The organism is Paenibacillus durus ATCC 35681 (genome assembly GCF_000993825.1).
Classification (GTDB): domain Bacteria; phylum Bacillota; class Bacilli; order Paenibacillales; family Paenibacillaceae; genus Paenibacillus_AQ; species Paenibacillus_AQ durus_B.
Map to the genome: position 1 here is coordinate 3,376,904 of NZ_CP011114.1, position 26,974 is coordinate 3,403,877.

The 26,974-nt window shown below is 53.2% G+C and carries 23 protein-coding genes and 1 other annotated feature; of the genes, 4 read left to right on the forward strand and 19 right to left on the reverse strand.

From position 1 onward, the window contains the following. Window positions 1-83: 83 nt before the first annotated feature. Window positions 84-602, reverse strand: coding sequence for a deoxycytidylate deaminase (locus VK70_RS15600; protein WP_025698530.1), 519 nt, complete (start codon window positions 600-602; stop codon window positions 84-86). Between the two features lie 132 nt (window positions 603-734). Continuing rightward, window positions 735-1,370 (reverse strand): ComEA family DNA-binding protein, encoded by a 636-nt coding sequence (locus tag VK70_RS15605; RefSeq protein ID WP_025698528.1) that lies wholly within the window; start codon window positions 1,368-1,370, stop codon window positions 735-737. A 149-nt stretch (window positions 1,371-1,519) separates the two neighbouring features. On the opposite strand from VK70_RS15605, the gene comER reads away from it, so the two are divergent. Beyond that, the gene (gene comER, locus VK70_RS15610; RefSeq protein WP_025698527.1) at window positions 1,520-2,362 is read left to right on the forward strand and encodes a late competence protein ComER; all 843 of its coding nucleotides are present in this window, start codon (window positions 1,520-1,522) and stop codon (window positions 2,360-2,362) included. A 129-nt stretch (window positions 2,363-2,491) separates the two neighbouring features. Here the strand turns inward: comER and leuS are convergent, their stop codons facing one another. The 7 genes from leuS to VK70_RS15645 all read right to left on the reverse strand — a co-directional run bounded on the left by leuS (window position 2,492) and on the right by VK70_RS15645 (window position 11,917). Beyond that, window positions 2,492-4,939, reverse strand: a complete 2,448-nt coding sequence (gene leuS, locus VK70_RS15615; RefSeq protein ID WP_046723486.1) for a leucine--tRNA ligase — start codon at window positions 4,937-4,939, stop codon at window positions 2,492-2,494. A 63-nt stretch (window positions 4,940-5,002) separates the two neighbouring features. Beyond that, window positions 5,003-5,292, reverse strand: a binding site (T-box leader). 61 nt (window positions 5,293-5,353) lie between these two features. Next, window positions 5,354-6,421 carry an AI-2E family transporter gene (locus VK70_RS15620; RefSeq protein ID WP_025696093.1) on the reverse strand — a complete coding sequence of 356 codons (1,068 nt, stop codon included), beginning with the start codon at window positions 6,419-6,421 and terminating at the stop codon, window positions 5,354-5,356. Window positions 6,422-6,626: 205 nt separating this feature from the next. Then, on the reverse strand, window positions 6,627-6,836 hold the full coding sequence (locus tag VK70_RS15625; protein WP_025696091.1) for a hypothetical protein: 210 nt from the start codon (window positions 6,834-6,836) through the stop codon (window positions 6,627-6,629). A 12-nt stretch (window positions 6,837-6,848) separates the two neighbouring features. Continuing rightward, the gene (locus VK70_RS15630; RefSeq protein ID WP_025696089.1) at window positions 6,849-7,370 is read right to left on the reverse strand and encodes a PRC-barrel domain-containing protein; all 522 of its coding nucleotides are present in this window, start codon (window positions 7,368-7,370) and stop codon (window positions 6,849-6,851) included. A gap of 108 nt (window positions 7,371-7,478) precedes the next feature. Then, window positions 7,479-8,624, reverse strand: coding sequence for a cysteine desulfurase family protein (locus VK70_RS15635; protein ID WP_025696088.1), 1,146 nt, complete (start codon window positions 8,622-8,624; stop codon window positions 7,479-7,481). 210 nt (window positions 8,625-8,834) lie between these two features. Then, window positions 8,835-10,523: a glycoside hydrolase family 13 protein gene (locus tag VK70_RS15640; RefSeq protein ID WP_025696087.1), complete on the reverse strand. Its 1,689-nt coding sequence runs from the start codon at window positions 10,521-10,523 to the stop codon at window positions 8,835-8,837. 14 nt (window positions 10,524-10,537) lie between these two features. Further along, window positions 10,538-11,917 carry an MFS transporter gene (locus VK70_RS15645; RefSeq protein WP_046723489.1) on the reverse strand — a complete coding sequence of 460 codons (1,380 nt, stop codon included), beginning with the start codon at window positions 11,915-11,917 and terminating at the stop codon, window positions 10,538-10,540. 359 nt (window positions 11,918-12,276) lie between these two features. On the opposite strand from VK70_RS15645, the gene VK70_RS15650 reads away from it, so the two are divergent. Then, window positions 12,277-13,284, forward strand: a complete 1,008-nt coding sequence (locus VK70_RS15650; RefSeq protein WP_081754886.1) for a LacI family DNA-binding transcriptional regulator — start codon at window positions 12,277-12,279, stop codon at window positions 13,282-13,284. A 72-nt stretch (window positions 13,285-13,356) separates the two neighbouring features. Here the strand turns inward: VK70_RS15650 and VK70_RS15655 are convergent, their stop codons facing one another. Both VK70_RS15655 and cymR read right to left on the reverse strand, forming a co-directional pair. Further along, window positions 13,357-13,557 (reverse strand): hypothetical protein, encoded by a 201-nt coding sequence (locus tag VK70_RS15655; protein ID WP_025696083.1) that lies wholly within the window; start codon window positions 13,555-13,557, stop codon window positions 13,357-13,359. Between the two features lie 393 nt (window positions 13,558-13,950). Further along, window positions 13,951-14,370, reverse strand: coding sequence for a cysteine metabolism transcriptional regulator CymR (gene cymR / locus VK70_RS15660; RefSeq protein WP_025696081.1), 420 nt, complete (start codon window positions 14,368-14,370; stop codon window positions 13,951-13,953). A gap of 278 nt (window positions 14,371-14,648) precedes the next feature. On the opposite strand from cymR, the gene mnmA reads away from it, so the two are divergent. Then, on the forward strand, window positions 14,649-15,767 hold the full coding sequence (mnmA, locus tag VK70_RS15665) for a tRNA 2-thiouridine(34) synthase MnmA (RefSeq protein ID WP_144415247.1): 1,119 nt from the start codon (window positions 14,649-14,651) through the stop codon (window positions 15,765-15,767). Between the two features lie 137 nt (window positions 15,768-15,904). Here mnmA and VK70_RS15670 read toward each other — a convergent pair whose 3' ends face one another. Together VK70_RS15670 and VK70_RS15675 are read right to left on the reverse strand one after the other, a co-directional pair. Further along, on the reverse strand, window positions 15,905-17,209 hold the full coding sequence (locus VK70_RS15670; protein WP_025695304.1) for a replication-associated recombination protein A: 1,305 nt from the start codon (window positions 17,207-17,209) through the stop codon (window positions 15,905-15,907). A gap of 14 nt (window positions 17,210-17,223) precedes the next feature. After that, window positions 17,224-17,862, reverse strand: a complete 639-nt coding sequence (locus VK70_RS15675) for a TetR/AcrR family transcriptional regulator (protein WP_025695303.1) — start codon at window positions 17,860-17,862, stop codon at window positions 17,224-17,226. Window positions 17,863-18,049: 187 nt separating this feature from the next. Between VK70_RS15675 and VK70_RS15680 the strand changes: the two genes are divergently transcribed. Further along, window positions 18,050-18,949 carry an SDR family oxidoreductase gene (locus VK70_RS15680; protein ID WP_046723491.1) on the forward strand — a complete coding sequence of 300 codons (900 nt, stop codon included), beginning with the start codon at window positions 18,050-18,052 and terminating at the stop codon, window positions 18,947-18,949. 203 nt (window positions 18,950-19,152) lie between these two features. On the opposite strand, the gene VK70_RS15685 is transcribed toward VK70_RS15680, so the two are convergent. From VK70_RS15685 to VK70_RS28365, 6 genes are all read right to left on the reverse strand, one after another. Next, window positions 19,153-21,342 (reverse strand): HelD family protein, encoded by a 2,190-nt coding sequence (locus VK70_RS15685; protein WP_025694775.1) that lies wholly within the window; start codon window positions 21,340-21,342, stop codon window positions 19,153-19,155. Between the two features lie 214 nt (window positions 21,343-21,556). Then, entirely contained in the window at window positions 21,557-22,312 is a 756-nt protein-coding gene (locus tag VK70_RS15690) for a tRNA threonylcarbamoyladenosine dehydratase (protein ID WP_042207836.1), read from the reverse strand. Window positions 22,313-22,324: 12 nt separating this feature from the next. Then, on the reverse strand, window positions 22,325-24,100 hold the full coding sequence (gene aspS, locus VK70_RS15695; protein ID WP_025694375.1) for an aspartate--tRNA ligase: 1,776 nt from the start codon (window positions 24,098-24,100) through the stop codon (window positions 22,325-22,327). A 70-nt stretch (window positions 24,101-24,170) separates the two neighbouring features. Next, on the reverse strand, window positions 24,171-25,424 hold the full coding sequence (gene hisS / locus VK70_RS15700; RefSeq protein WP_046723493.1) for a histidine--tRNA ligase: 1,254 nt from the start codon (window positions 25,422-25,424) through the stop codon (window positions 24,171-24,173). 731 nt (window positions 25,425-26,155) lie between these two features. After that, window positions 26,156-26,584 (reverse strand): hypothetical protein, encoded by a 429-nt coding sequence (locus VK70_RS15705; RefSeq protein WP_025695240.1) that lies wholly within the window; start codon window positions 26,582-26,584, stop codon window positions 26,156-26,158. Between the two features lie 197 nt (window positions 26,585-26,781). Continuing rightward, complete coding sequence (locus VK70_RS28365; protein ID WP_155986893.1) at window positions 26,782-26,934, reverse strand: hypothetical protein; 153 nt, start codon at window positions 26,932-26,934, stop codon at window positions 26,782-26,784. Between the last annotated feature and the right edge of the window lie 40 nt (window positions 26,935-26,974).

The following is a 26,974-nucleotide window of genomic DNA, read 5'->3' on the forward strand; positions in this document are numbered from 1 at the left end:
GAACCCCTGTTCACGCATAAATGCGCAGACAGAGGTTCTTCCTCCTCATTTGTTCCATGATACGCTAAAATAACGTTTCTGCTTTAACCCTGTACATCCAGAACCGTTTCACGAGGAGGCTCATATCCTTCCAGCCGGCGAAACTGGATGCCTTTGGATGCCATCATCAACCGGACCTTTTCTGTGTCCTTCGGATAGCTCCGGTGATAGACAATCTCGGCGACGCCGCTGTTGGCGAGCATATTCGCGCAGGTCCAGCAGGGTTCGTCGGTTACATATACGGTGCTGCCTTCCCGGTCAATTCGGTCCGTAAAAAGCAGCAGATTCTGCTCTGCATGAATCGTGCGGATGCAGCGCTGCTTCTTAACCATCGTCTCCGCCCCGTCCACAACCTCCAGCTCATACTGCTCGGAGATCATGCAGCCCGCTTCAGAGCAATCCGGCACCCCCATCGGAGCGCCATTATAGGCGGTGCCGAGCAGCTTCTTGCCCTGGACAAGCACAGCGCCGACGTGACGGCGCGGACAGCGCGAACGGGTCGAGACCATAAAGGCGATGTCCATAAAATACGTATCCCAATCTTTGCGATAGGCAATGGTCATGATCGTTCCCCATTCTCTCCAAAATCGTTGTTAACTATTGTAGCATATCCTCGCGACCGGGCAATATAACAACTATCAACTGGCTCCCTGCCGCAGCTTCCGCTAATACTGCCAAGTATAATGCTTGTTTTATCAAAATAAAACATAGGGCCTCAGCTTCTCCAGCATCTTCGGACCGATTCCTTTTACTTTTCCCAAGTCGGAAGCGCTGCGGAACGCCCCATGCAGATTGCGGTAATCGAGAATCGCCTGCGCTTTCTTTTCGCCGATGCCGGGCAAGGCGGTCAATTCGGAGATTCCCGCCGTGTTGACATTGACCTTCCCCTCCTCCGGAGGCGGAGCACCAGCCGCCGGGGCCCGGGAAGCGCCAGCTTGATCTTTGAAGCTATCCTTTGTCACCGGGCTGCCGCTTTGCTTAGACTCGTCTGCGGCCGCATTTCCCGCGCCATCTCCATCCGGGCCGGCCGCCGCTTTAGCGGTCTCCCGCGAGACGGCAGCTTCAGAGCCTCCGCTTTTTCGGATGGAGCTGCCCTCCGCTTCCGCTGCTTCTGTTATTTTATCCGGCTCACGAGCAGCCTCGTTTCGGCGATCTTGCGCAGGGCTGCCGCCCGCAGCCGCCGTCTGCCCGCTTTCAACCGCCTTTGCCATCTGAACGTTCAACGTTTCCCATCCGGCGATTCCTTGCTTATCCCCGTTTCCGGCGGTCCAGATTAAGCCGCCTCCGATTAACGCTGCGGCAATCGCGCCAATTACACTTATCTTGTTCATGCCGGCTTCTCCTTTATCTATAATTTTCCAATTTATCTGAGCCTATTTTCCGTACATCACCTAAAATCAGTCATGTGGTCATGCCTGTAACGCATACATATAACGAAGAGCATTACTGTAAGAGCAAGCGCGAAAGGAGGAACCACAGGATGAAAGTGGGTTTTATCGGAACGGGCAGCATGGGCGGCCTGTTGATCGACGCCTTTCTTTCTTCCGGGGGGCTTTTGGCCGGCGACGTGATTGCGAGTAACCGCAGTCCGCAGAAGCTGGCCCGTCTCGCGCAGCTTCACCCCGGAATTACGCTGGCGGGCAGCAATAGTGAGACTGCGTCCCGCAGCGATATTTTATTCTTATGCGTCAAGCCGATGGAGTTTAAAGCGCTGACCGATGAAATCGGCCATTGTCTCCACAGCGAACAGATCGTCGTGTCCATTACAAGTCCGGTTCAAATTCACCACCTGGAGAGCGCCCTGCCGTCTAAAATCGCCAAGATCATTCCCAGCATTACGCACAGTGTATACAGCGGAACCTCTCTCTGCGTACTTGGCAGCCGGCTGGGGGCCGATGACAGAGCGAAGCTGCTCAAGCTGATGTCCCATATAGGCATTCCGGTGGAAATATATGAGCATCATACCCGCATCTCCTCCGATTTTTCCAGCTGCGGCCCGGCTTTCCTGAGCTATTTTATCGAACGATGGATTGAAGCTGCCGCCGAAGCGACCGGGATCGACCGTACACTTGCAGGAAAGCTGGCGGGCGAGATGCTTCTTGGGACGGGAAAGCTGCTCACCGAAGGCGAATTTACGCCGCAGCAGCTGCAGGACCGTGTCGCGGTCCCCGGCGGCATTACCGCCGAAGCGCTGAATCATCTGCGCTGCAGCCTGGACGGGGTATTCGAACGGCTGATCGATACGACGCACAAGAAATACGACGAGGATGTGGCCAAAATCGATTCGCTGTTCGGTCGGGACGGGATTCATCAAAACAAATGAGAGGCCGCCCAGCGAAAATGCCCGCCTCTTGCGGTAAGGACTTGACCGGGATATCCCGTCGTAACACCCGCGAAGACGCAAAAACCCCGCAGCAGGATACACTCCCGCCGCGGGGTTTGGCGTTCTTCGCTAACCCGCTACGATATTGACCAGCTTGCCCGGAACCGCAATGACTTTGCGGACGGTCTTGCCTTCTATTGCCGCGCTCACATTCGGAAGAGCCAGCGCGTGCGCCTGCATCTCCTCTTGTCCCATACCCTGCGGGATCAGGCTGCGCTGAACGATTTTGCCGTTCACCTGAACCACGATTTCCACCTCGGCGTCCACAGTCAGCGCCTCGTCGTAAGCCGGCCACTCCACATAAGTGATGGTGCCTTCGTGTCCGAGCATCTGCCACATTTCTTCGGCAAGATGGGGAGCAAGCGGCGACAGCATCTGCGTGAAATTCTCCATCGCCCGGCGCGGCAGCGTCTCCTGCTTGTAGGCGTCGTTGATAAAGATCATCAGCTGGCTGATCGCCGTATTAAAGCGCAGATTCTCAAGATCATCGGTCACTTTCTTGATCGTCTTATGCCAGGTGCGCTTGAATTCTTCGGTGCCGCCGTCCTCTGTAATTTTGGCGCTCAGGCTGCCGTCTTCGCTTACGAACAGGCGCCATACGCGCGAGAGGAAGCGGTGAATGCCTTCCACGCCGTTCGCGCTCCACGGCTTGGTCGCTTCCAGCGGACCCATGAACATTTCGTACACGCGCAGCGTGTCCGCGCCGAATTCGCCTACAATCTCATCCGGATTGATGACATTGCCGCGCGATTTACTCATCTTCTCGTTGTTGGTGCCGAGAATCATGCCCTGGTTGACCAGCTTGTAGAACGGCTCCTTCGTGTTTACAACGCCAAGATCATACAGCACCTTATGCCAGAAGCGGGCATACAGCAGATGAAGCACCGCATGCTCGGCGCCGCCGATATACAGATCGACCGGCAGCCATTCCTTCTGCTTCTCGGGAGAACACAGCTCCTTGTCGTTACGCGGATCAATGTAACGCAGGTAGTACCAGCAGCTGCCGGCCCACTGCGGCATTGTGTTCGTCTCGCGGCGGGCTTTCATCCCGGTCTCCGGATCGACCGTCTCGACCCAGTCCGTCACGTTAGCCAGCGGCGATTCGCCCGTGCCCGAAGGCTTGATCGCGTCCACGTCCGGCAGCAAGAGCGGAAGCTGGTCTTCCGGGACCGTCTTCATCGTGCCGTCTTCCAGATGGAGAATCGGGATCGGCTCGCCCCAATAGCGCTGGCGGCTGAACAGCCAATCGCGCAGGCGGTAGGTGACCTTGCCCTTGCCGAATCCTTTTTCCTCAAGCCAGGAGATCATGGCGGCGATGGCCGCCGTATTGTCCAGCCCGTTCAGGAAATCGGAATTGACATGCGGGCCGTCGCCGGCGTAGGCTTCCTCGTCGACATTGCCCCCTTGGACAACCTCGATGATATGGAGTCCGAACTGCTTGGCGAACTCCCAGTCGCGGGTGTCATGTCCGGGAACGGCCATGATCGCCCCAGTTCCGTACCCGGCCAGGACGTAGTCCGCGATCCAGATCGGCAGTTTGGCGCCGTTTACCGGATTGACCGCATAAGCGCCGGTAAACACGCCGGTCTTCTCCTTCGCAAGATCGGTCCGTTCCAAATCGCTCTTGCGCGCAGCCAGTGTCTGATATTCCTCCACGGCCAAGCGCTGGGCGTCTGTCGTAATCGACGCCACTAGCTCGTGCTCGGGCGCGAGCACGCAATAGCTTGCCCCGAACAGGGTATCGGGCCGGGTTGTAAATACGGTCAGATTAGCCTCATGACCGTCGATGCCGAAGGTAACTTCGGCGCCCTTCGATTTGCCGATCCAGTTGCGCTGCATGTCCTTGATACTCTCGGACCAGTCCAGCTCTTCCAGATCTTCCAGAAGACGCTCGGCGTATTCGGTAATCTTCAGAATCCACTGGCGCATCGGTCTGCGGATGACGGGATGTCCTCCGCGCTCGCTTTTGCCGTCGATGACTTCTTCGTTGGACAGTACGGTGCCAAGCGCCTCACACCAATTCACCGGCACTTCAGCGACGTAAGCCAAGCCGCGCTTGTACAGCTGGATGAAGATCCACTGCGTCCATTTATAGTATTCGGGGTCCGTCGTACTGATCTCGCGGTCCCAGTCATAGGAGAAGCCCAGCGATTTGATCTGGCGGCGGAAATTATTGACGTTCTTGATCGTGATATCACGCGGATGTTGCCCCGTATCCAGCGCATGCTGCTCGGCAGGCAGACCGAAGGCATCCCAGCCCATCGGGTGAAGCACATTATATCCGCGCATCCGCTTGTAGCGGGAGACGATATCCGTCGCCGTATAGCCTTCCGGATGGCCTACATGCAGCCCGGCTCCCGAAGGGTACGGGAACATGTCGAGCGCGTAAAATTTCGGCTTGCCCGCTTCCTCACCGGTCTTGAAGGTATGATTTTCTTCCCAATACTTCTGCCATTTCGGTTCCAGTACCTGCGCCCGGTAACCTTGTGCGGTTGTATTTCCCTTGCTGTCGCTCATTTCCTATTCCTCCTTGAATTGCTGCAAACCTCCAAAAAAGCCTCCCATCCATAGCGTAAAAACGCTAGGGACGAGAGGCTGAATTCCCGTGGTACCACCCTAGTTAGCAGGCGGACATTCTTTGCCCGGCCTTGCTCACTCTACACCCTGTAACGGGGGCGGGCCGACGGCGGTTAACGCTTGGACTCATCTTCGGTTAAAAGAGAACTGCTCTTGCGGTCCGAAAGACGCCCAGCGGCTTGCGCCGTTTCTCCGAGGCGAGTTCATTTCGCTGTCGTCAACCGGCTCTCACCAACAACACCGGCTCTCTGCATGACGCATCCGAAATTAATGCTCCTCATCCTTGAATCATTTGAAGTTCATTTTCCACAACATTATATACAATACCGGCCTCCTCAGTCAATGCGCATTCTGTCATACCGGTTTTCGCTTCATATAATAGGTGATCACATGCTGAAGGACAACCTTTCCCGCCGCGAAGCAGGGTACTGCCAGAATCAGTCCGACAATACCGGCAAGCTCGCCGCCTACCAAGAGCGCAAAAATAATGAGCAGCGGATGCAGATGCAGCGTCCGGCCGACAACCTGCGGCGAAATCACATTGCCCTCCAGCATTTGGCATATCGTGTTCACCACAACGACAAGCATCACCAGCCGGAACGATATGGTCGACGCCATCACAATCGCGGGAGCCGCGCCGAGAAAAGGACCCAAATATGGAACGAGTTCAAATATGGCCACTACGCTCGCGAACAGCAGCGCATACGGCATTCCGATTAACGCGTAGCCGATATAAGCGAGTATGCCGAGAATCAGACTGACCAGGAACTGGCCGCGGATGTAATTGCCGAGCGCATCATCGATATCTTTTAACATCGTCACAATGGATTTGCGGCGGGAGCGCGGGAGACAGGACACAAGCATCCGTTCAAACACATCGAAATCTTTTAAAATATAGAACACCAAAAATGGAACGATAAAAGCGTCGAACAGCACGCCGATCGTGGTGCCGATATGGTCCAGAAAATGCGAAATTCCTGCGGCAAGCCGGTTCTCCAATTGGAAAAACCAGTTGTTAAGTCCCATTTCCACTCCGGGCGGGATCAGACGGGTATTCATGCTGTGCATCAGCCCCTGCGCTCTCAGCGTCATCTCCGGCAAATGCTCGTTAAGCTCCTCGAGCTGCTTAATCAGCATCGGAACGAGGTTGACGGCAATGACGGCAATCGTGGTCAAAAATACGGCATAAATCAGTAGAACGGCTGCTCCACGGGGCACTTTGCGGCCGGCCAGCATACTGACCACCGGGTTAAGCACGTACGATATGATCATAGCGGCCAAGAAAGGGGCCAGCACCGCTTTCAAAAAGCTGAATATATGCTGCAGCATCGGATGAAGCAGCCAGACGAAATACAAAATGATCAGAGCCAGAAGCACCCCGACCATCCAGCGAAACCATTTATTCCCGGACCATTGCTCCATGGCGTTACCTCCTGCGGCAAACTGGACTAGCTTGTTAAATAAGTATATGTCTGTCCGCCGCAAAATAACCGCCGTTTCGGAAACCTGCATCATAACCTATTTAAATAAAAACGCCCAACATCCCTGCCGCAGTACCCGCAGCAAGGAGATTGGACGCCGATTAATCTTATGTAACCGCTTCTTGAGACAAGCGTTTAAGCCTGCCTCAGGAAGTGGCGTGAATGTGCGGGAACTCCTGCGCTATCTCTTCTCCGAAGAACAGATCGTCCAGTGAACTGAGCGTGCCGTCTTCTTCAACCTGATAAACCGACATTTTCTCGCCGTTGACTGTCAGTTCAATGAAACATCCCCAGCAATAAAATTGATGGGAACCAATCTTACCGATATCCTTGGACCCGCAATTTGGACACTTCATACATCATTCCACCTATCCGTTCACAATGTTAATATTTTTTTCTAATCGTTCTTCGCTGAGTGCCGGAACCACCACTGCATTCTCTCCAATGGACATTCCCGGTATGCAAGGCAGCCATTTACGACCTTCCATCAAATCAGTCACAAGCCCGTCGCTAATTTCCAGGGCTACTATTGTGTTTCCCAACTTTTGGTCAAAATAAACATCGGACACTTTACCAAGAATCGTTCCGGTCTCCGTCACGACCTGCATGTCTTTCAATTTGTTCTTACCCTCCAGAAAGGAATGGGGTATGCTGCCGGCGTCCACCTTTCGGATAGACTCCTCATTCTGTATCATCACGGCATCCTCGCCGTAGGCGACAATGTCTTCCCATGCCACAACTTTCACATGACTGCCGAAAAAAGATTTGCTTTCCAGTTCAATACCCGTAATGTTCCAGTTTGAATCTAAAATACAGTCGACAATTTTGCCAACTTCCTTGCCTTCATCGACTCCAAACACATTCAGACCGATAAAATCCTGAAGTCTCATGGCCGCAATCTCCTCGTTATCATGAAGTCTAGAGAATTCCGGCAGGCTGCATGGGCCGCCAAAAGCTCCTGAACTAAAAAGGGAAACCTCGCGCGGCGATAAAAGGCTCTATCCTTTATTACGCAGCCGATTCAAAATGGTTTCAATTTTCCGGGCAACAAGTTCCATTTCTTCAGAAGTATTACCCAAGCCGGTGCTGAATCGAACCGCCGAGCTTAATTGATCGTCCGCAAGGTTCATTGCCTTCAGCACATGGGAAATTTCGAGGGAGCCCGAGGTACAGGCCGATCCGCTTGAAGCCGCAATGCCCTCCATATCGAGATTCATCAGCATGACGTCCGTGCGGACGCCGGGAAAGCTGATATTCGTAATATGCGTCAGACCGTGTTCGGCATTCCCGTTAATCTTATAGGAGTCCCGCCCAATCCCCTGATCCAGTCCCTCAAGCAGACGATTCCGCAGCGCCAACGCTTCTTCATTTCTGACTTCACGGCCCTTTACGGCGAGTTCGACCGCTTTGGCAAATCCGGCTGCGCCGGCCAAATTCTCCGTTCCCGCCCGGCGCCCCCGTTCCTGCAAGCCTCCGTACAGCCGGGGATGAAGCGGCGCGCCGCGCCGGACATAGAGTCCGCCGATCCCCTGGGGCCCGTTAATTTTATGTGCGGTGAAGCTCATATAGTCCACAGGCAGGTCTGACAGCGAAATCGGGATGGAACCCAGTGCCTGAACGGCGTCGACATGGAATAAAATTTCTTTCTCTCTAGCTAGTCTGCCAATCTCTTCAATCGGCTGAATCGTACCTACTTCATTATTGGCAAACATAACGCTGATTAGGAACGTGTCGTCCCGAAGCGCCGCTTCGAGATCTTTTAGCGAAACCCGGCCCGTCTGATCCACTGGAAGGTAAGTTACGGAATAGCCTTCCTTCTCCAGCTCCTCGCAGGCATGCAGGACGGCGTGATGCTCGATAGCCGTTGTGATAATATGGCCGCCTTTGCGGGAATGGGCTGCGCCGAACAGCGCCAGATTGTCGCTCTCTGTGCCCCCGCCGGAGAATACCCATTCATCCGAGGAGCAGCCTAAAGTGGAGCTGATCGCATCGCGCGCTCCGCTAACTATCTTCTTGGCAGAGCGCCCGAACGCGTGTACGCTGGAGGCATTGCCAAACTGCCCGGTCATTATCTTCATCATGACTTCCGCCACCTCCGGGTGAACCGGCGTCGAGGCGGCATGGTCCAAATAAATTGGCTTCATATATAGAACTCCCTATCCTTAACTCTAAGTCTGTCCGATAAATTGTATATCATTCAGCATGCTCATAGGTTACCATGAATTAACAAAATAAATACAACCTTGTGACCACGCTATGAGAGCATACCGCAAAACACAAAGACCGGCAAGAGCCGCACCCAAATCCAGCGGCCTTCCGGTCTTCATTAAAAATAAATGCAGCATATTTAGAGACTACTTCTTTAACGAGAAGACCAGAGCCTCGTAAGGCTGCAGCTTAAAAGAGGCGATATTTCTAACGCTTTCAGCATAATTTCCGATCACCCATTCGGCTGAAGCATAAGAGGCAAGGGATTCGGGCAATTGAAATATGGGGGTGCTTTCGCTGAAATTACAGATTACCAGCCACTTCTCATCATTCCATGTTCGGGTATAAGCATAAATCTCCTCATGCTCGTCAAGAATCAGGTCATATTTGCCGTACACCATAATCTCATTTTCTTTACGCAGCTGTATCAGCTTCCGGTAGAAGTAATATATCGAATCGGGATCGGCCAAAACATTCTCGGCGTTGATCGCCGTATAATTCGGATTCACCTCGATCCATGGGGTACCGGTTGTAAAGCCGCCATGCGGCGTCCCATTCCACTGCATTGGGGTACGCGCGTTATCCCGGCTTCTCCGGTGAATGGCGCTTAGCATAACGTCAGGCGCAATCAACCCGGTATCACAAAAATCACGGTAAGCATTAACCGTCTCAATGTCTTTATAGGCGTCAATTTGTTCAAAATGGACGTTGGTCATTCCCAACTCCTCGCCCTGGTAAATATAGGGGCTGCCTTTCAGCATATGCAGGCATACGGCCAACATTTTGGCGGAAATAGCCCGGTACTCCTCGCTATCGTTGCCGAAATTGGACACCGCCCGCGGTTGGTCATGGTTGCTCCAGTAAAGACTGTTCCACCCGCTCTCTTCCAGTCCGTACTGCCATTTGCTGAAAATCGTTTTAAGCTCGGTCAGCTTCCACTCCCCAACAGACCAGCGTCCATACTCCCCATATCCCAAATTGACATGATCGAAATGAAACACCATGTTCAGCTCGTTCCGGTGATCTCCGGTATAAAGCTTGGCTTCTTCAACGCCCACACCAGGCATCTCGCCTACAGTCACCAGATCATACCGGAACAGCACACGGGAATTCATTTCCTGCAAAAATTCATGGATTCGCGGACCGTTCACGAAATAGGGCGCACCGTTTCCATACACCAGTCCCTTGGGAATTTCTCCGTCCGGAAGATCCGGAACCTTGGAAATAAAATTGATCACGTCCATGCGGAACCCGTCCACTCCCTTATCCAGCCACCAGGACATCATCTCGTAGATTTCATTCCGGAGTATTGGATTCTCCCAGTTCAAATCCGGCTGTTTCTTGCTGAACAGGTGCAAATAATATTCCCCGGTCTCCTGATCCCATTCCCATGCCGAACCTCCAAAGAATGATCCCCAATTGTTCGGCTCCTTCCCGTCTTTGGACGGCCTCCAGACGTAGTAATCCCGATAAGGGCTGTCCTTGGATGAACGGGATTCCATAAACCAGGCATGCTCATCCGAAGAGTGGTTGACCACAAGGTCCATCATGATTTTAATGCTGCGTTCATGCGCCGCATCCAGCATTTCATCGAAATCGGCCATGGTCCCGAACTCATTCATAATATTCCGATAGCCGGAAATATCATATCCGTTGTCATCATTGGGGGATTGATAGACCGGGGACAACCAGATCACATCAATTCCGAGCTGCTGCAGATAATCCAGCCGTGACGTGATGCCTTTGAGGTCGCCAATCCCGTCTCCATTGCTGTCCTGAAAACTCCGAGGGTAAATTTGATAAAACACCGCTTCTTTCCACCATTTTTTCTCCATTTCGCACGCCTCCATTAATTTAAAGATTTTACAACCTGCAATTCTTCTACAATACCCGGAAAGATCTTATCCAGTTTATAAAAAGCCAGGAATACGATTTGCAGAACGGCCAAAATGATCGGGAAATAAATGAACATGAAGTGAATCGACGCCAGAGCGAGTGCGCTGATGGAAGCCTGACCGCCAACATATCCTCCAACAGCCAAGCCCCAGCCGATAAAAGCGGCCCCGAGTCCGCCTCCCGCCTTCGTTCCAAAGCTTCCCGCGCTGTATACCAGCCCTTCGGTCCGCATCCCGGTCTTCCATTCGCCATATTCAATCGTATCAGCCAACATCGCGAAGAAAGTACCAAGAATGGCAGCATGGCCAAGCGCTTTGATGATCAGTCCGGAGCAGACAACCGCGAGGTTAGCCGGACTCACTGCAATGACAAGCGAACCCAGGATTAATAAAAGACTTCCAATAATAGATGAATTACGTTTGCCGATCCGTTTGACAATGGGCGACAGGATCACATAACCAAGCAGAGAAGGAGCGAGCAAGGATAATCCCAATACCCCGACCAGGTCGGCATCATGCAGGACATAACGGGCATAGTATACATTCATGCCTGTACCGATGGAGTTATTGATAAAATAAACGACGGCAAATCCAAGAATCAGCTTCCAGTACTTGTTGCGAAGCAGCGCGCCAAAGGCACGCTTGAATGGGATCTGCTTTTGTACAACAGACGGCGTAACCGTTTCCTTGGTGCTAAAGAAAGTAACGAGGAAGAAAAAGGTGCCCAGCAATCCGAAGAGGACGAAAGAGATCACCCAGCCTTGTTGACCGCCGCCAAACGCTTTCACCAGCGGCAGTGTAAAATAGTTGATAAGCAACGCGCCCATCGTAGCCAGGGTCATGCGGAAAATATTCAGCATGGAGCGTTGGTAAGCATCTTGAGTCATCATGGAATTTAGGACTCCGTACGGGACATTAATGCTTGAATAAATGAAATTCATCAATATATAGGTGAAGTAAACGTATACAATTGTGAGCGCCCCATTGGCATTCGGAACAGTAAACAAGAGAATTCCTGAAAGAGCAAACGGGCCGGACATCCAGAGCAGCCAGGGGCGAGCCTTGCCGTGCCTGCTTTTCGTTTTATCAACCAAGGCGCCTACTCCTACATCAACAAAAGCGTCCAGTATACGCGTCACGAGCATCAATGTACCGATAATACCGGCATTGATCCCGATTACATCCGTGTAGAAGTAGGATAGAAAAGTCATTGCGGCGGCAAATAGAAGTTGACTGGCAAAATCTCCAAAACCGTACCCGATCTTCTCTTTCAAAGTGATGTTCGGGGTCGCTTCCAGTAGAGCTTCTTCTCTTTTTACAAGCAAATTGCTCATAGGTTCCTCATCCTCTTTTCACCGATATTTTCTTTAAGATTTCTCTCCTCAGAAAACGTTTTCTGATTTGACTTCAAAAACCCTGGATTTAAGCGCATTCAAACGGAACAACAAAAGTAAAAAGGTTATTACAGAGCAAAATAAAGGTGGTTTGTTAGAAAACGTTTTCTGGAAACGATTATACTCTCCTCCACATCCTTGGTCAAGCGCTTTCTTAACCCATTCCGGCTAATCCTTACCTTCAGAATTTACGAATAAATTGCGTATTTAGACAAAATTGATATAATGAATTTACTTTCAGAAAACCTTTTCTGAAGTGCATGTCTCCTTATCCTATGCAGGAAAGTCGGTAAATGCTTATGAAAATTACCATTAAGGACGTTGCCCGGATGGCCAATGTCTCCATCGCCACAGTATCCCGGGTGATCAATAACAGCCCAACGGTTGGCAGCGACATTCGCCAGCGTGTACTGGATGTGCTGGAGGCCACTCAGTTCCGCCCAAATGCCATCGCCAGAACGCTGGTAAAGAATAACACTTCGCTAATAGGCGTACTGCTTCCGGAAATTAAAAATAATGTATTGGACGATATGGTTGAAGGGATTAATCAAGTAGCCCGGTTATATGGCTATGACGTTATGATCGCGTTATCGGGAGGAAAAGAGGAAAGCGAGCTTCACTACTATAACCTGTTCCGGGAAATGCAGGCCAGCGGGATCATTGTATCCGCGAGCGGTATCCGGGATTCTCTGTTCGAGCTCATTGAGGCTTCGAAAATCCCTTGTCTTCTGGTTGGCCGGGATTATCGCGAGAAATCCATTCCTTCCGTCCATGTGGACAACGTGTCGGCCGCCTTTGAGGCGGTAACGTATCTCATACAGCAAGGTCACCGCGACATTGCCATGCTGCGGGGTGCAAAAGGCGATATCTCGGCAGGCAACCACCGGTTTCAGGGCTATGAACAGGCATTAAAGGCCGCTCATCTGCCCGTCCGTGCCGAACGGATATTGGAGAGCGCGATTTCGGTAGAGGAAGGCGCAGCTTCCATGCGGAAGCTTTACGACTCAGGACCTTTGCCGACTGCCGTATTCTGCGCTACCGACCGGATAGCTATTGGCGCGATGAACTTTCTGGCGGAGATCGGGGTGAAGGTTCCGGAACAAGTCTCCTTCTTCGGCTTTGACGACATTGATATGACTGTGATCATTCGGCCAAAGCTGTCAACGGTCCGGTATTCGGCATCCGAACTTGGTATGGTCGCTGCACGGAATCTCATTAAGCTCATAAAAGGAGAGGAGCTATCCGCTTACCATTGGTCCGTATCGCACCAGCTTCAGATTCGGGATAGTATTGCTAAATTGAGCTAGGGGAAAAAGAACCTGTATAAACAAGCTCAGCCTGTTGAGGTTTCTCAACAGGCTGAGTCCTCCAAAGAGGACTCACTTCTTGTTTTTAACTTCTGTCCAACCGTCTGTTGGGGTAAACTGCATCGTTTTTCCGGTGATGACGTTGACCTTCAAAGGTGTAATAGATCCAGCATTTAGATATTGCAGATACCTGTACGGTGTCGGATAGATCAGCAGGCTGAACGCGACCATAAGCAGCAGGATGCCGATGAAATAGATCATAGCTTTCTTCAAATTTCCATCCCCTTTGGAAAATACTACTAACGCCTTTTATTATCAGCCTAATGAGATGGAAATTGCAATTAGATATCACAAAATGTACCTCCGCTGGTAGATATCCAACTACTACCGGAGCCGATCACCGCGGAACCCAAGGGTAAAATTAAAACGCCCGTCATGAAGACGAAAAGACAACATTGAAGATTTACACGGATGTCACTCAGAAGAGCAGGAAAATGCAGACCAGAAGATCAGAAAGTATTATTCCGATGTATTCAAGCTAAGCACTTTGCAGGAAATGTGATTTGTTATGTTATTTTCTTCATAATAAAAATAATTAAAGCCCCCATAAGGAGGCTTTAATCGTTGATATACTAACGTTTTTCAGGTGTACAGTTAAAATAACAACTAAATGTAAAACATGTAATTATCTGTATGCGTTTCTTCCTTGAAGGAAATCAGATCCGCCAGAGTTGTGGAGTCCAGCACATCGGCGATGCTGTCGCGGATACGCAGCCACAGGTCGCGCTTCGCCGGGTCGTCTTCTTCCGTGAAGTCCACAGGAGAGATCGGACCTTCCAGCACGCGGATAATATCTCCGGCAGTAATATCGGAAGCTTCGCGAGATAAAATATAGCCGCCATAGGCGCCGCGTATGCTCTTGACGAGGCCTGCGTTGCGCAGGGGAGCGATCAGCTGCTCCAGATAATGCTCGGATAATCCGTTTTTTTCGGCAATGCTCTTCAAAGATGTAGGACCTTCGCCAAACCTGACGGCGAGCTCCATCATGATGGTTAATCCGTATCGGCCTTTAGTCGATATTTTCAAAGGGGCACCTCTTTCAATGTAATAGCTGGGTATAGTATAATTAATAGTTGGTCAAAACAATAAGATAAATCAGCGTATTCCGATGACTGCTCTTGAGTTTATGTTATCATATCCGCAGACGTATTTGAAACACAAAACGTAATTTTTTTTACAGATGTGTTCTTCCATGGCGGACAGTGATGATACAAAGACATATAAGCGGCCTGTTTTATCCGCTGACTATTTCCGGTTCGACCGTTAAAGCATTATCAATCTAACAAAAAAGAAGGTGATCTAGCGTGGCAAAAGCTATTGAAAATACCCGCGTCGTTGTCGGCATGTCTGGCGGAGTGGACTCCTCCGTTACGGCCCTTCTGCTGAAGCAGCAAGGCTATGACGTCATCGGCATCTTTATGAAGAACTGGGATGACACCGACGAGTCCGGCGTCTGCACGGCTGAAGCCGATGCGGAAGATGTGCGCCGCGTATGCGAGCAGATCGACATTCCTTACTATACCGTAAACTTCGAGAAAGAATACTTCGATAAAGTGTTCAAATATTTTCTCGATGAATATAAGGCCGGGCGCACGCCTAACCCGGACGTTATGTGCAACCGGGAGATCAAGTTCGGCGAATTCCTGAACAAGGCGCTTCAGCTCGGCGCGGATTATGTGGCTACCGGACATTACGCGCGCGTCGTGGAAGAAGACGGCGAGTTCAAGCTGCTCCGCGGGGTGGACGGCAACAAGGATCAGACGTATTTCCTGAACGCATTGAATCAGCAGCAGCTGTCCAAAGCCATGTTCCCGATCGGCCATTTGCCGAAGCCGGAGGTTCGCCGGATCGCCGAAGAGGCCGGACTGTATACGGCGAAGAAGAAGGACAGCACCGGCGTCTGCTTCATCGGCGAACGCAATTTCCGCGAATTCTTGAGCCAGTACCTGCCGGCCAAATCCGGCGACATGGTGGATATCGCCACCGGCGAGATCAAAGGGCGCCACGACGGGCTGATGTACTACACGCTCGGCCAGCGTCAGGGCCTGGGCATCGGCGGCTCGGGTACAGGCGAGCCGTGGTTCGTGGCGGATAAAGACCTCAGCCGCAACATTCTGTATGTCGTCCAGGGAGACAAGCACCCCAGCTTGTACTCCACGGGCCTTGTCGCTTCCGGCGTGAACTGGATCGACGGGCGCGGCCCTGGAAGTGAGCCGCTGCGCTGCACGGCGAAGTTCCGGTACCGCCAGCCGGATCAGGGCGTTACGCTGACGAAACGCGAAGACGGCACTTTCCATGTCGCCTTCGATACACCGCAGAAGGCGATTACGCCCGGACAGGCCGTCGTCTTCTATGATGGCGAGGTCTGCCTTGGCGGCGGAATCATCGAATACGCCGAGAAGGTTGTGCCGCAGCCGCAGTAACCCGCTCGTTTGAACGGGGAAGCAATGCGCTTCGCCGGGGGAAGCCTTTAAAGACCAAGCCTTTGTCAGAGCGTGCTTAACAGCGCGCCGGCAAGGGCTCTTTTTTCTGCCTTAAAATCTGGCTATCGGACGCTTCCTCACTGTTCCCGGCGCAGCGCCTGGTTATGGCGGATCTTCACTTCGTTGCCCTGCTCGGTCGCCTGGTAAAAGACCCGGCGCGAGATCGCCCCCGGCAGGTACTCCTGCTTGACGTAATGGCCGGGAAAATCATGCGGATACTTGTACCCGCCATGCCCCAACTGCGCTGAGCCCTTATAATGCGTATCCCGCAAATGCAGCGGGACTTCGGCTGACTTCAGCTCGCCGATCGCCGACATCGCTCTGGAAATCGCCATGTACACGGCGTTGGACTTCGGGCTCTCGACCGCGAACAGAATCGCCTGGGCGATATTGAGCTTCGCCTCCGGCCAGCCGTTGTTGCGGTACGCCTCCAGTGCGCTGACCGCCTGCACCATCGCCTGCGGGTTCGCCAGCCCGATATCCTCGCTGGCCGCCGCGATCAGACGCCGGATGAAGACAATCGGGTCCATTCCGAGCTTCTCCACGGCGTAGAGGAACCAGAACAGGGCGGCGTCGCTGGAGCCGCGAATGCTTTTGTGAAAGGCGGACAGCACATCGTACTGCGTGGACTCGTCCGCTTTGACGGTTGGCCGGCGGATGGAGTCCTCCGCCACCTCAAGCGTCACATGCACGGTTCCACCGTTGTCTGGCGGCGTCGTCAGCGCGGCCAGCTCCAGCGCATTCAGCGCCCGGCGGATGTCGCCGTTCGCCATCGTTGCGATATGGTCCAGCGCGGCCTCATCTGCCTGAAGGTCCATAAAGCCGAGCCCTTTTTCCCGGTCTGCCAGCGCCCGCAGCATCGCGGTCAAGCTGTGCGCCTTGTTCAGCGGCTCCAGCTGAAACAGTGTGGACCGGCTCATGAGAGCCCCGTTCACATAATGGAACGGATTTTCCGTCGTCGCCCCGATGAAGATAATCGTGCCCTTCTCCACCGCCGGAAGGAGCGCGTCCTGACGGGAGCTGTTGAACCGGTGTACCTCGTCCAGAAACAGGATTGTCTTCGTACCGTACAGCGCTTTTGCGTTCTGCGCCCGTTCGATGACTTCCCTTACATCTTTGACCGTCGCCTCCACGGCGTTCAACCGGACAAACTCTCCCTTCGTTTGATGGGAGATAATGTGGGCGAGCGTCGTTTTACCGCAGCCAGGGGGCCCGTACAGCAGAATGGATGAAACCTGATCGGCTTCAATCGCCCGGCGCAGCAGCTTTCCTTTGCCTACAATATGCTCCTGGCCTATATATTCATCGAGAGTCTCCGGACGCATGCGGTCCGCCAGCAGACGGCCGTCCCCGGCCTCATTCCCGAAAGAAAATAAATCCATATCTACACTCCTTGCTATGAGATGGTTTGTAAAATTCTAACAATATCTTTTTCAATAGCGGAATCGTCTACCGTATCTAGATATTCCGGTTTAAGCAATTGATACTGTTTCATTTTATAATAATCAAAAATTGCTTGTTTCAGGGTCACATCATACTGAATAGAAAAAGATGGTTCCATGATCCGCCGCAGTACAGCGTCATCTTGAACCATAAACAGCACAGCGTTCACGCTGTTGAATATCTGCTGATCCATCCCGGAATCAAAAAAAGTTTGTAAATTTTTATTTCGAATTTGTTGGGCAGCTGCAAGCTTTTCAAAAAGGTGCGGATAAAATTCTTTGAGATCATGTATGAACAAATCAGATAAATAAATAACACATATCAACGATTGTAGAAAGGTTTTTTGAAAGCGCTCGATAAATGAGACGGAATCATCTTTTACATCGGCATCAACTTCTTGCAAGAAGTTAATGGCATACTCTACAACGTGCTGAATGATTTCATCTTTGGATGAAAAATGCTTGTAAAGTGTCACTTTGCTAATATCCATATATTTTGCGATATCGTCTATTTTTAGTTGGCTGAATTTGGTTTTTCTAATCACAGGTTTTATTTTTTCAATATATTTATCAACGCTCACGGGTTTTCTCACGAATTGAAGCCTCCTTCGATGCTCATAAATTATATTATATCGAATTCGTAGGCACCACAAACTATTTATAAAATTAATAAAATTAACGAATTTAATAAAATTAGTTTACTTTATTAATTTCCCGTTGTACAATCAATCCTGTACCTAAACATCCTAAACCTGATAAACCAAGGGAGGAAAGAAAAGTATGCGTGTTTTCGTAACAGGAGCAACGGGCTTCATCGGCTCTGCAGTTGTCCGCGAGCTTCTCGAGGCAGGGCATCAGGTCGTCGGGCTTGCCCGCTCGGGCACGGCCGCCGCAGGATTGACAGCGGCTGGCGCCGACGTGCTTCGCGGAGCCCTCGACGACCTCGACAGTCTTCGCAGCGGCGCCGCCAAAGCGGACGGCGTCATTCACCTGGCCTTCAAGCACGACTTCTCGGACTACGCCGGCGCGATCGCAGCTGATCTGCGGGCCGTCGAGACGATCGGCGTAGCACTCGAGGGCACGGGCAAGCCGTTCGTGGTCACCTCGGGAACATTGATGCTCACATCGTTGCTCCCGCCGGGTCGTCTCGGGACGGAGGAGGACGCGACTAACGCCGGAGTACCCCGGGGCGCGTCGGAGAACGCGGCGCTCGCGCTGGCTGAGCGCGGGGTGCGATCATCGATCGTGCGGCTTGCGCCGTCCGTGCACGGCGAGGGCGATCACGGCTTCGTCCCGACCCTTATCGATATCGCTCGCGACAAGGGCGTCTCGGCCTATGTAGGCGACGGGTTAAACCGCTGGCCGGCCGTACATCGCCTCGATGCGGCGCGCCTGTTCCGGCTGGCCGTGGAAGCCGCGCCGGCGGGATCGCGGCTGCACGGAGCCAGCGACGAGGGTGTGCCATTCCGTGAAATCGCCGGCGTCATCGGCCGCCACTTGAACCTGCCGGTAGTCAGCATTTCCCGTGAAGAGGCAGACGCCCACTTCGGCTTTCTCAGCGCCTTCGTGTCGGCCGACAACCCGACGTCGAGCGCAATGACTCAAGAACGCTTGGGATGGCAGCCTGTGAACCCCGCACTGATCCCGGACCTTGAACAGGGTCATTACTTCAGGATCTGAAGATGTCCGATCCGGGTCACGAAGACGCCGCTCCTTAACGCTGAATCAGATGGAACCAAATGCAGGCAGCGTTCCGAAAAAGTGCGGATGCAGAGAGGCTGTCCAAAAGTATTCGTATTATAGGGGAATAACCCCAAAATGACCTCGAAATCCACGATTACGTGGAGAGCGAGGCCATTTTGGGGTCTAACTTCAATGCCAGCTTAATTGCGATGGGATTCCCCCGGAACGTCCGGCCATCCGGGAGCCGTCTCCACAGCCTCCGCCGCTTGGCGCAAGTAGCCCGGCAGTCTGCCGTTATGCAGCAGCCACAGCTCATGCAGCGCCCGGGTAGAGCCTACATACAGCAGCTTCGCGTCCCACGCCGTTTCTCCGTAGGAGTCCAGGTCGGCATCCGCAACGATAACGGCGTCAAACTCCAGTCCCTTGGACAAATAAAGCGGCAGCACCGAGAGCCCCCCCTGGTATTCCGTGATCCCCCCGTCGATCAGATGGATATCGTCAAAATGCTCCGACAGGACCTCATACAAATGCGACGCATTCGCCAGTGTCCGGGTCAAGACCGCTACCGTCCGGTAATCTCTCCCCGACAGGTCCGCAAGCGCGGCCTGAATGTCGGCCACCCGCTCCTCGCCGTATTGAATCATACGTACGGGGCTGCCGCTGCGGAATACCGGGACGGCCAGCAGTTCACTGTGAACACCGGCCGACAGTATTCCATTTGCGAAATCGATAATTTCCATCGTGGACCGGTAGCTGCGCGTCAGCGCATGGTAGGACGTGTGCTCCGGCTCGAACAGAGACTGCATTTCGTCCCAGTCATGTACCCCTTTATAGGCATGGATGCCCTGCGACAGATCACCCAGAATGGTAAAAGAGTGGCCGCGCACATACAAATCAAGCACTGCAATCTGGAACGGCGAGAAATCCTGCGCCTCGTCGATGACGATATGGTCGAATTTCTGCACGCCCTCGTCCCCGTTCAGCAGGTAATGAATATAGAGCAGCGGCGGCAAATCCTCCTCCAGCACTATCCCCTTTTTGAGTTGACCGCGCGTTTCCTTCAACACGGCTGCCGGAATGGCTTCGGGCGCTTCAGCCGGCCAATCCGCAGGCGTCTTGACGGCGCGGAAGATTTGCTTGTAAATCGTCACCGGATCGTATTTGGGCCATTTCGAGCCGTATGCCTTCTCACGCTGCGCCCCTTTTTTCTTCCGGTCTTTCAGCGCTGCGGCGGAAGGGCTTTTTTTCAGTTCCATTTCGATCCAGCGGTGAATCCGGGCCATTACCCGTTCCTTACGCTTGGCTGGCGGATAGGGAGCATATTCTTCATTATGCCACCGGAGAATCGTCCGGCGGGGCAGAACCGCACCCTCCCACGGAATAAAATCTCCTTCGGGAACCGAGCCCGATTCCAACCGCCGCACCGCGTCTTCGATAATGGCCATCAGCTTCGTCGCGCCCTTGAAGCGTCCCGGAGTCTCATCCGTGATTTCCGGCATGCCGCCCGGCGCCTCGAACCAGCGGTTCAGCGTTTCCATAGCGTCATTTTGCGGCAGCTCCAAACCCAGCAAGCCTCCCGCCCAGTCGGCAAAGGTACTCTGCTGAATGTTGCCAACGCCAAGCTCGGGCAATACATCGGAAATATAGTCCAAGAACATCCGGTTCGGGGCAAAAATAATCATCCGCTCCGCCGACACCTGCTCTTTATATTGGTACAGCAAAAAAGCGAGCCGGTGCAGCGCCACTGTCGTCTTACCGCTGCCGGCCACGCCCTGGATGATGAGCGCTGTATTTTTTGCCGCCCGGATAATGCGGTCCTGCTCTTCCTGGATGGTCGATACGATATCCCTCAGCCGGTTATCCTTGTTCTCTCCCAAGCGGTAGACCAGAAATTCATCCGATACCGCCGGGCCGTCACTCTCGCGGTCGTAAGTGTCCGCTACACGTTCCAGAATCCGCTTGCGGATCACGACGTTGCGCTTAAGATAAACAAGCCCTTCGATAACGCCTTCCGGGGATTCGTAGGAAGCGGGCTCCGTGCCCCCGGTAAACGAATAGAACAGGCTCGCCACCGGCGCGCGCCAATCAATGACGAGCGGACGGTCGGTGACCTGCTCGCGGTCTACGCCGATTTTACCGATATAGAGCGCCTTGCGTGCCCCATCGCCGCTCTCTTCAAAGTCCAGCCGTCCGAAATAAGGCTCCTGCCGCAGCTTGGCCAGATTTCCGCGTCTTTGCTCCCTCGCATCCTCCAGAATCTGCTCTGTGTAATCATTGCCTGTGTACACCGGTGTGTTCTTTAGCGTCTCCAGCTGCCGGTCAATTTCCGTGAGCGCCGTGTTCAGCCTCTCTTGTTCCTCTTGATAGGCACTTTGAAAGTTGTCCTCCAATTTCAGTTACCTCCTAAAAGTAGTATTGGGGAAAAGCCTTGTCCCCATCCATGTAAGGCAAAACCGGCTGAAGGAGCCTGCAGCCCCGCCGCCATGCTCGCACAAAAAGGATTCTTATTGTATCACAGGTGTGGAGCAAACGCTATACCTTATCTATCTTCAGCAAAAAGAGCGAGCCGCCATATTTCGGCGCTCGCCCTTGCCTGGTTTTATCTTAAATTTTCACTCCACCGGCCTCCAGCAGCTCGCGAACGGCGACGCTGACCATAATCAGCCCCGCCACAGGCGGCACGAACGCGTTGCTCGCCGGCGGCTGCTTCGCTTTCCGGATCTCGGGCGCGTTCTCGGGGACGATCTTATCCGTCACATCCTGACGCGGCTTCATCGGCTCCTCGGTTGAGAACACGACCTTAACGCCTTTCTTAATACCGTCCTTGCGCAGTCTCTGACGAATAACGCGGGCAATCGGGTCCATTGTTGTCTTGGAGATGTCGGCAACCTGGAATTTGGTCGGGTCCATCTTGTTGGCCGCGCCCATGCTTGAAATCATCGGGATTTTGCGGGCGAGGCATTCCTTGATCAGATGGATTTTATAATGAATCGTGTCCGATGCGTCCAGGACGTAGTCCGGCTTATATTTGAACAGTTCCTCATATGTTTCTTCGGTATAGAACATGTTGAGCGCAATCGCTTCGCATTCCGGATTGATCAGCTTGACCCGCTCCACCATCAGATCCGCTTTTTTCTGGCCGACTGTCGTGGTGAGCGCGTGAATCTGGCGGTTGATGTTGGTGATATCGACTGCATCCTTATCAATCAGAATAATGCGCCCAACGCCCGTACGAGCCAGGGCCTCCACCGCAATGGAGCCGACGCCGCCGATGCCGAGCACGGCTACCGTACTGTTTTTCATAACTTCCAGACCCTCGGGTCCGATCGCAAGTTCGGTACGCGAGAACTGATGCAGCATGATGTCAGCCTCCTATTTCTTGGCCTTTTCCTTGATGGCCACTCTGATATGCAGCTCATCCAGCTGTGCGTCTTTAACCGGGGACGGAGCGTCCATCAGCAGGTCGGTCGCGCTGGCCGTTTTCGGGAAGGCGATCGTTTCGCGCAGATTATTGCGGCCTGCCAGCAGCATCACGAGCCGGTCGAAACCGAAGGCGATGCCGCCGTGAGGAGGCGTGCCGTATTCAAACGCGTCCAGCAGATAACCGAATTTATCTTGGACCTCTTCTTTGGATAGTGAGAGCGCGTCGAACATCTTCTCCTGCACATCGCGCTTGTAAATCCGCATCGAGCCGCCGCCGACTTCGTAGCCGTTCAGCACAATATCGTAAGCCTGCGCGCGGATTGCGCCGGGATCGGTCTCGAACAGGGCTACGTCTTCTTCGCGCGGACGGGTGAACGGATGATGCTCCGCCACATAGCGCTTCTGTTCCTCGTCATAGCCGAGCAGCGGGAAGTCGGTCACCCAGGCGAATTTGTACACACTGTCGTCGATCAGGCCGAGCTGGCGGCCGATTTTGAGACGGAGCGCACCGAGGACATCGGCGACGATCTTCTTGTTGTCAGCAGAGAACAGCAGCAGGTCGCCTTCCTCGGCTCCCGTACGTTCTTTAACGGCTGCAATCTCTTCCTCGGTGAAAAACTTCACGATTGGGCCGCGGAACTCGCCTTCTTTGACTTGAATCCAGGCCAGGCCCTTTGCGCCGTAACGGGCCGCGTAAGGTCCCAGATCGTCGATTTCCTTACGGGTCCAGGTGCCGCAGCCTTTGGCGTTAAGGCATTTTACTTCCCCGCCCTTTTCGATGACGGAGGCGAACACCTTCACGCCGCTTCCGGCGACGATATCGTTCATTTCGATCAGTTCCAGACCGAAACGAAGGTCCGGCTTATCCGAGCCGTATTTGCCCATCGCCTCGGCATAGGTCAGGCGCTGGAACGGCAGAGCGAGCTCAACGCCGACGGTCTCTTTGAACAGACGCTGCATCAGGCGCTCCATCATGGCAAGCAGATCGTCCTGGGAAAGGAACGACGTCTCGATGTCCACCTGCGTAAATTCCGGCTGCCGGTCAGCGCGCAGGTCCTCGTCGCGGAAACAGCGGGCGATTTGGTAGTAGCGCTCCACGCCGCCGACCATCAGCAGCTGTTTGTAAATCTGCGGCGACTGCGGCAGGGCGAAAAATTCGCCTTCATGCACACGGCTCGGCACGAGATAGTCGCGGGCGCCTTCCGGCGAGCTCTTGGTCAGAATCGGCGTTTCAACGTCGATGAAGCCTTCCCCGTCAAGGAAATCACGGAAAATCTTGGCCGCTTTCGAGCGAAGCAGCAGCGTCTTCTGCATCTCCGGACGGCGCAGATCGAGATAACGGTATTTCAGGCGCAGCGACTCATCCACTTCCACGCCGTCTTCAATGAAGAACGGAGGGGTCTTCGCGGCGTTAAGCACCTCGATTTCGGTCACGCGCACTTCGATTTCGCCTGTCGGCAGGTTGGGGTTGACGGTTTCCGGATCGCGCTGGACTACCTGGCCTTTGACCGCTATCACATACTCGCTGCGGGTCTTGTCGGCAATTTGCAGCGCTTCTCCCGAATAATCCGGATTGAAGACAGTCTGCACGATTCCGCTCCGGTCGCGAAGGTCAATGAACAGAACGCCTCCAAGGTCGCGGCGGGTCTGCACCCAGCCGTTCAGTGTAACCGTCTGTCCGATATGTTCCGTCGTCAACTGGCCGCAAGTTTGGCTTCTTTGCATGATTTTATCATACCCTTTCAAATTAAAAATCTCTATTTGTGATTACAGAATTAATGTTAATACTGCCGCCCTATTTAAGATACTGTCCCAGCTCTTCCAGCTTAACCGTGCGCTGCTCCCCGGTCGCCATCGACTTCAAGGCGATCTCTCCGCGCTGCAGCTCCTCCTCGCCGAGAATCGCCGTATAGCGCGCCGACATGCGGTCGGCGGATTTCATCTGAGCTTTCATTTTGCGTCCCAGATAATCGCGCTCCGCGGAGAAGCCCAGGCTGCGCAGAATGAACAGCTGCTTGGTAACTTCGGCTTCCGCCTCTTCGCCAAGCGCTACGAGATATACATCCAGCGGCTTGGACGCTCCCAGCTCCACCTTCTGATTCTCCAGAATGAGGTGAATACGCTCAAGGCCAATGCCAAGGCCGATACCCGGCTGGTCCGGTCCGCCAATTTCGGCAACCAGGCCGTTATACCGCCCGCCGCCGCCGACCGTGTCGATGGAGCCGATACCGGCCGCCTTGTACTCGAACGCCGTATGCGTGTAGTAATCGAGTCCGCGTACGAGCCGTGTATTGACGACGTACTCGACGCCCATAGCTTCCAGATGCGCCCTTACCTTGGCGAAGTGAACCGTACACTCTTCATCCAAGCTGTCCAAAATGGACGGGGCATCGACGAATTTCTCCTGATCGACCTTGCAGTCCAGCACGCGCAGCGGATTCCGCTCCATGCGCCGCTGGCAGTCGCTGCACAGGCTGTCCTTCATCGGGCGCAGGAAACCGAGCAGCTTCTCGCGGTAGGCGGCCCGGCTGGGAATGTTGCCGACGGAGTTAATTTCAACCCGGACGCCGCTCAGACCGAGATCCTTGCAGAACTGGTAGCCGAGCGAAATCACCTCCGCATCGATTGCCGGATCAACCGCGCCGAATGCTTCCACGCCGAACTGGTGAAACTGGCGGTATCTGCCCGCCTGCGGACGCTCGTAGCGGAACATCGGGCCGATATAATACAGCTTGCTCACATCCGGCTCTCCGTACAGCTTATTCTGTACGTAAGCGCGGACGACACCGGCCGTCCCTTCCGGACGGAGCGCCAGATCCCGGTCTCCCTTGTCCTTAAAAGTGTACATTTCGCCTTCCACGATATCGGTCGTCTCGCCGACGCCTCTTTCGAACAGCTCCGTATGCTCGAACATCGGGGTCCGGATTTCACGATAATTGAAGCGCCGGCACAAATCTCTGGCCTTCTCTTCAACGAACTGCCATCTTTCCACCGCGCCTGGCAGCAGATCCTGCGTGCCGGTCGGCTTCTCAAATCTCTCTTTAGCCACAGCTGATCCCTCCTGATAATGCCCTTAACCACAATGAAATTTCCATTAAAAAATCCCCCGCCCTGTTCATCAACAGGGACGAGGGATTATCGCTAACGATGATCACCCGTGGTACCACCCACATTCCGGCCGGAAACACAAGGTTTCGGTCCGCTCAAGCGGTTAACGCCCGCCTACGCGCAAGGGCGGCTACTGATGCGGCAATCGCCGCTGTTCACCGTGCGTTCTCGGGGAGGTCATTCATTCGCTCATCAACAGAATCCTTGCAGCCAAGTAAATATTAACGCCTGATTTCTCATGAAGGCAGTGTAAATATCAACGTGGGATTCCTCTCTGGGGTTGTGGGTGCCGAATTACTGGGTCCCGTCATCAAAACAATATTATGCCGTATATTGTTAGATTCTACTGAACCACTGCGTTAAAGTCAAGGTAAGGAAGCGACTTTATTCAGCAATTTTTATTTGCTCTGGCCCGCTGCGTTCACAGCCCATCACTCGGCAAAAAAAATGACCTGCAGCCGATTGCCGCAGGTCCAATCTTATATATTATAAAAAAGGGGGTCATGGCTTTATTATAAACACACTATGTTAAGCAAACATGAATGCAATATTACTTCTATATTACAGAAAAGAAAGCGTTTTATTTTCTTTGTATTTTAAAAGCCCCTCCCCTCCTAAAGATGGAAAAGGCTTTTATTAATAAACCATTATACCGACACCATTCCAAAATTTTTAATCAAAAATTTCGACAAATGCATTTTTGCTCCGAAGGGTATGCACCACCCCGTTGAAATCTTCGTCCGACACTTTAATTTCCATAACAAAATGCAGACTGTCCAAATCCCCGTCAGCGTACATCCGGTCTGCGCGGAGATCGTCCCTGCCCAGATGATCATCACCATTCAGCGGTGATCTGTCTTCGTTAACGTCACCTGCGGCCACGGGTACTGACGCAGGAGCCGCACCGAAAGCTGCAAAGGTAGAACCGCTTCCCGCCAAATTATTCGCCGGCATGAGGGGAACCAGGAGCCGCCGGTCTTGCCCCAGCGGATCGGTTAACGCCCACACATCCAGCCCGTCCGCATCGAATGAAAGCAGCGCCGTCTTGGCTCCTTCCGCCTCATCTTCCGTTCTAAAATAAGCCTGAATCCGTCTAGTCATGATTATCGCCTCCCTTAATTTAGAGTCATAACGTCACCCAGTCACCTTGACTCGGAACGGCTTTAATCTCCCTTCTGTTGTTCTTGGTCTCGTTGTTTTATTACCCGGAATCGGCGTCCTTCTAACCCGGTTTGATAAGCGCTCAGCTTATAGATTCTTGTATTTCGAAAAAAGCCGCTTGCTGCGGCCCCTTTTAGTCACGAGCGCGGCAGCAAATTGCGGCTTCTTCCCTTCAGCACATGCTTGCTTAGCCATTCGGACTCCTTGGCGTTTGCGGAAGCTTCAACAAAGCTCCCAGCCGGAAAAGCCGCTAGAGTTCTCCAAGCCCAGGCTTTCGGCGACTGTCTCATTCTTAGCACTCCTTGACTTCTTGCTCGCATTTCATTCATT